Below are 3,497 nucleotides of genomic sequence, written 5' to 3'. Positions count from 1 at the left end.
CTACCGCGGACGCCTGGGGGTGGGCATGGCCGGGGCATGACTGATGCTGGCAGCCCCACCCCCGACCCCTCCCGCAAGCGGGAGGGGAGAACCGAAATCACCCTGGTCGTCGCGCGCGCCGACAACGGCGTGATCGGCAGGGACGGCAAGCTGCCCTGGCACCTCCCGGCCGACCTCAGGCACTTCAAGGAAGTGACGATGGGCACGCCGATGATCATGGGCCGGCGCACCTTCGACAGCCTGCCCGGCCTCCTCCCCGCCCGCCGCCACATCGTCCTCACCCGCGACCGCGGCTGGTCGGCCGAGGGCGCGGTGGTCGTGCACGACGTCGAGGAAGCGATCGGCGCCGCCGGTGCGGAATTCGTCTCGGTGATCGGCGGCGCCGAGATCTTCGCTTTGTTCGAGCCCCTCGCCCACGCCGTCGAGCTGACCGAGATTCATGGCGACATCGAAGGCGACACGACCATGCCGCCCTTCGACCCCGCCGTCTGGCGCGAGGAATCCCGCGTCGATCACGAAGCCGAGGACGACCGCCCTGCCTACAGCTTCGTCCGCCTCGAACGACACTAAATCCTCCCCGCGATTTCGCGGGGAGGGGGACCATGCGCAGCATGGTGGAGGGGGTTCTGGGCACCGTGCGGAAGAACCCCTCCACCGCCTGCGGCGGTCCCCCTCCCCGGCAAATGCCGGGGAGGATTGTTGGCGCCGGCCCCCTTCCTTATAGCCCGCCTCCATGGAGCGCCTGGACGGGGGCTCGGCGGTCCCTGACGCGTATCGCAACGGCATCGTCGCGCTTGGCAATTTCGACGGCTTTCACCGCGGCCACCAGGCGGTGGTCGGCCGTGCCGTCGAGCGCGCCCGCGCCGAGGGCCGCCCGGCCCTGGTCGCGACCTTCGATCCCCATCCGGTCCGCTACTTCAAGCCCGACGCCCCGCCCTTCCGCCTGACAACCCTGGGCCAGCGCGAGCGGCTGTTCGCCGCGGCGGGCGCCGACGCCATGCTCGTGTTCCGCTTCGACCGCGACCTCGCCTCCGTCACCGCGGAGGATTTCGTCGCCGACTGGCTCGCCGGCCGAATCGGCGCGGCGGGCGTGGTCACCGGCGAGGACTTCACCTTCGGCCGCGGCCGCGGCGGCAATGTCGAGGTGCTTCGCGACCTTGCCGCCCGGCACGGCATGAGCATGGACGCGGTCGGCCCGGTCGAGGCCGACGGCGAGCCGGTCTCGTCGAGCCGAATCCGCGATGCCTTGCGCGACGGCGACCTCGCCACCGCCACCCGCCTGCTCACCCGCCCGTTCGCGATCGAGGGCATCGTCGAGCATGGCGACAAGCGCGGCCGCCAGCTCGGCTACCCGACCGCGAACATGAGCCTCGGCAAATATCTCCGCCCCCGCTTCGGCATCTATGCGGTGCGCGGCCGCCTGCCCGACGGCGAACTGGTCGACGGCGTCGCAAGCCTCGGAATCCGCCCGACCTTCGACCCGCCCAAGGAGCTGCTCGAGCCCCACTTCCTCGACTGGACCAGCGACCTCTACGGCCGCCGAATCGAGGTCGAGCTCCACGCCTATCTCCGCCCCGAGCTGAAGTTCGACGACCTCGACGCTCTCACCGCCCAGATGCGCGAGGACGAAGCACAGACGCGGGCCATCCTCGACCAATCCTCCCCGAGCTAGCCTCGGGGAGGTGGCAGGCCGAAGGCCTGACGGAGCGGGGGTCGCGAAGCGGCCGTGTTCCGCCGGCTTCGCCGCCGGCCCCTCCACCGGCTTCGCCGGTCCCCCTCCCCGAGCAATCTCGGGGAGGATCCAAGCGCGATCTTGCAAAATAGGATTTCATATGGTTCGCTGATTCACATGGCCGTGAACCATATACGCACGTTCGGTCGAGTCGGATGCAGGTCTGCCGGCTCCGCAAGCTCCTCCTCTTCACGCTCTCTGACGCGCGCCAGGAGCTTCGCCGCGGGGGCACCCCCCGCGATTCCATGTGACAGTCGTGACATTCGTGACATTCGTGACTTTCCGCCGTCGCTCGCCGCGGGTGTTTCCATCACCTGCCAACACCGCTAAGCGCGCGCTGATGTCCGACAAGAAAGACTGGCGGGACACCGTTTTCCTGCCGAAGACCGATTTCCCGATGAAGGCCGGCCTCGCACAGAAGGAGCCGGCGATTCTCGCGCGCTGGCGCGAGGAGGATCTGTACGGCCAGCTCCGCAAGGCCCGCGCCGGCCGCGAGCGCTTCATCCTCCACGACGGCCCGCCTTACGCCAATGGCGACATTCACATGGGCCATGCGATGAACAAGGTCCTCAAGGACATCGTCGTTCGCTCGCAGTCGCTGATGGGCAAGGACTCGCCCTACGTTCCCGGCTGGGACTGCCACGGCCTTCCGATCGAGTGGAAGGTCGAGGAAGCCTATCGCAAGCAGAAGCTCGACAAGGACCAGGTCCCCAAGGCGCAGTTCCGCGCCGAATGCCGCGCCTATGCGGCCAAGTGGGTCGCGGTTCAGCGCGAGCAGTTCGAGCGGCTCGGCGTGATGGGCGAGTGGGACGCTCCCTATCTCACCATGAACTTCGACGCCGAGGCCGCGATCGTCGGCGAGCTCCTGAAGTTCGCCATGACGGACCAGCTTTACCGCGGCGCCAAGCCGGTCATGTGGAGCCCGGTCGAGAAGACCGCCCTGGCCGACGCCGAGGTCGAATATGAGGACATCACGTCCACGCAGATCGACGTCGGCTTCGAGATCGTCGAGAGCCCGATTCCAGAGCTGGTCGGCGCCCATGCGGTGATCTGGACGACCACGCCCTGGACGATCCCGGTCAACCAGGCGATCGCCTATGGGCCTGATGTGGAATACGCGCTTTTTCACGTTCTCGTGAATGACGTGCCGTTGGATCAGGTCGGTTCAAATCTAGGTGAAGGTGGCCGCTATCTCGTCGCGACTGACCTGCTTGATGACTTCGCCAAGAAGTTCATGCCGGCAGCTGGGGAGTATTTTCTGCCGCTCGCACCGGTAGCCCGCTTCAAAGGCTCCGACCTCGCCGGCACCGTCGCCCGCCACCCGATGCACCATCTCGGCGGCTTCTTCGCGCGTCCCCGCCCCTTCCTGCCCGGCGAGCATGTCACGACCGACGCCGGCACCGGCCTCGTCCACATGGCGCCCGACCATGGCGAGGAGGATTTCGAGGTCTGCAAGGCGGCCGGCATCGGCCCGGTCTTCGCGGTCGACGACGCCGGACGCTATCGCGCGGATTGGGAATGGCTCGGCGGCCAGGGCAGCGTCATCAACGCCAAGTTCAACGCCTCCGACGGCCCGATCTGCTCGGACCTTCGCGAGGCGGGCGCCCTGCTCGCCGCGTCCGACGACTTCAAGCACAGCTACCCGCACAGCTGGCGCTCCAAGGCCAAGGTCATCTACCGCTGCACCCCGCAATGGTTCATCCCGATGGATCGGCCGATCCCTCCCCTCTCCCCTTCAGGGGAGAGGGTGCCGCCGCAGGCGGCG

Annotated in this window: 3 protein-coding genes; all 3 read left to right on the top strand. The window is 68.1% G+C overall.

The window, feature by feature from the left end; translation table 11 throughout:
- The first annotated feature begins 36 nt into the window (after positions 1-36).
- Entirely contained in the window at positions 37-570 is a 534-nt protein-coding gene (locus G7B71_RS15410) for a dihydrofolate reductase (RefSeq protein WP_166042545.1), read from the top strand.
- A gap of 163 nt (positions 571-733) precedes the next feature.
- Positions 734-1,672 (top strand): bifunctional riboflavin kinase/FAD synthetase, encoded by a 939-nt coding sequence (locus G7B71_RS15405; protein WP_166042543.1) that lies wholly within the window; start codon positions 734-736, stop codon positions 1,670-1,672.
- Between the two features lie 400 nt (positions 1,673-2,072).
- On the top strand, positions 2,073-3,497 hold a 1,425-nt coding region (locus G7B71_RS15400), incomplete at its 3' end, for a class I tRNA ligase family protein (RefSeq protein ID WP_166042541.1).

It is taken from the genome of Sphingosinicella sp. YJ22 (genome assembly GCF_011320075.1).
Lineage (GTDB): Bacteria > Pseudomonadota > Alphaproteobacteria > Sphingomonadales > Sphingomonadaceae > Allosphingosinicella.
This window is presented reverse-complemented; position numbering and strand designations above follow the sequence as displayed.

What these genes read in the sequence shown, in the direction of transcription:
- G7B71_RS15410 (WP_166042545.1), top strand. Translation starts at nt 37, where the DNA reads ATGACTGATGCTGGCAGCCCCACCCCCGACCCCTCCCGCAAGCGGGAG.
- G7B71_RS15405 (WP_166042543.1), top strand. Translation starts at nt 734, where the DNA reads ATGGAGCGCCTGGACGGGGGCTCGGCGGTCCCTGACGCGTATCGCAAC.